Source organism: Duganella rhizosphaerae (assembly GCF_040364205.1).
Lineage (GTDB): Bacteria > Pseudomonadota > Gammaproteobacteria > Burkholderiales > Burkholderiaceae_D > Rugamonas > Rugamonas rhizosphaerae.
Window position 1 is genome coordinate 1 of record NZ_BPWK01000055.1, and the last position, 1,714, is coordinate 1,714.

General features: G+C 66.6%; 1 protein-coding gene. It reads left to right on the forward strand.

Annotated elements, in window-relative coordinates; all coding sequences use genetic code 11:
- Positions 1–1,714 (forward strand): condensation domain-containing protein (locus tag RUGAMON1_RS32560; protein ID WP_445234409.1); only part of this gene is annotated, 1,714 nt, incomplete at both ends.

Sequence of the window (1,714 nt, forward strand, 5' to 3'; positions counted from 1 at the left end):
GGAGGCCTTGCCGCTGACGCCGAACGGCAAGCTTGATCGCAAGGCGCTGCCGGCGCCGCAGGGACAGGCTTACGTCACCCGCGGCTATGAGGCGCCGCAGGGCGAGACCGAGGAGACGCTGGCCGCGATCTGGGCGGAGGTGCTCAAGCTGGAGCGGGTCGGACGTCACGACAACTTCTTCCAGTTGGGCGGTCATTCGCTGCTGGCGGTGGCGCTGATCGAACGCATGCGCCGTGCCGGCGTGCAGACCGACGTGCGGACCTTGTTCGACACGCCGACCATCGCGGCGCTGGCCGGCGGCGGCGGCTCTGGCGACGTGGTGGTGCCGGCCAACGGCATCGCCGACGGTTGCGAGGCGATCACGCCGGACATGCTGCCGCTGGTGCAGCTGAGCCAGCAGGAGATCGACGGCATCGTCGCGGCGGTGCCGGGCGGCGCCGCCAACATCCAGGACATCTATCCACTGGCGCCTTTACAGGAAGGGATTTTGTTCCAACACATGATGCAGGGAGAAGGCGACGCCTACCTGTTGCCGACGCTGATAGAGTTCGACACCCGCGCGCGCATGGACGGTTTCTTGACGACCATGCAGGCGGTTATCGATCGCCACGACATCCTGCGCACCGGCGTGCTGTGGGACGGCCTGGCCCAACCGGTGCAGGTGGTATGGCGCAGGGCGCCGCTGTCGGTCGAGGAAGTCGCGTTCGATGCGGCCAACGGCGAGATTGCCGGACAACTGGCTGCTGCGTACGATCCTCGCCACTACCGCGTGGAGTTGCGCGAAGCGCCGTTGCTGCGCGCCTTCCTGTGCGAGGACTGCGCCAACGGCCGTTGGCTGTTGCAGCTGTTGACGCACCACCTGGTGATCGACCACACGGCCTTGGCTATCCTGGTCGATGAAATTGGCATGATCCAGCAGGACCGCGCGGCCGAACTGGCGCCGGCGCTGCCGTTCAGGAATTTCGTCGCGCAGGCGCGTCTTGGCGTGAGCACCGCGGAGCATGAAGCCTTCTTTACGCGGATGCTGTCCGATATCGACGAGCCGAGCGCGCCATACGGCCTGCTCGACGTGCAAGCCGGGGCGGCTGAACTGGACGACGCTCGCCTGGCATTGCCGCATGCGCTGGCGAAGACGCTGCGTGCGCAGGCGCGCGCGTTGGGCGTGAGCGTGGCCAGCTTGATGCACCTGGCCTGGGCACAGGTGCTGTCGAAACTGACGGACCGTCAGGACGTGGTGTTCGGCACGGTACTGTTCGGCCGCATGCAGGGCGGTTCGGATTCAGGACGGGTGCTGGGAATGTTCATCAATACGCTGCCGGTGCGGATCAGCATCGGCGAGCAGGGCGTTGCCCAAGACGTGCGCGGCACGCACGCGCTGCTGACGCAGTTGCTGCGGCACGAGCACGCGCCATTGGCGCTGGCCCAGCGCTGCAGTGCGGTGCGGGCGCCGCTGCCTTTGTTCTCGTCGCTGTTGAATTATCGCCATAGTGCGGTGACTGCGGCCGGTGCGGACCAGCGGGAAAAAGATGGCGGCATTTGGGATGGCGTCGAGGTCAGGGCAGGCAAGGAACGTAGTAACTACCCGCTCACGTTGTCGGTGGATGATCTGGGCGAGGGCTTCGTGCTGACGGCGCAGGTCGACCGGTCGGCATCGGCCAGCCGCGTGTGCGCCTATATGCAGACTGCGCTGGAGCAGCTGGCGGCCGCGCTGGAA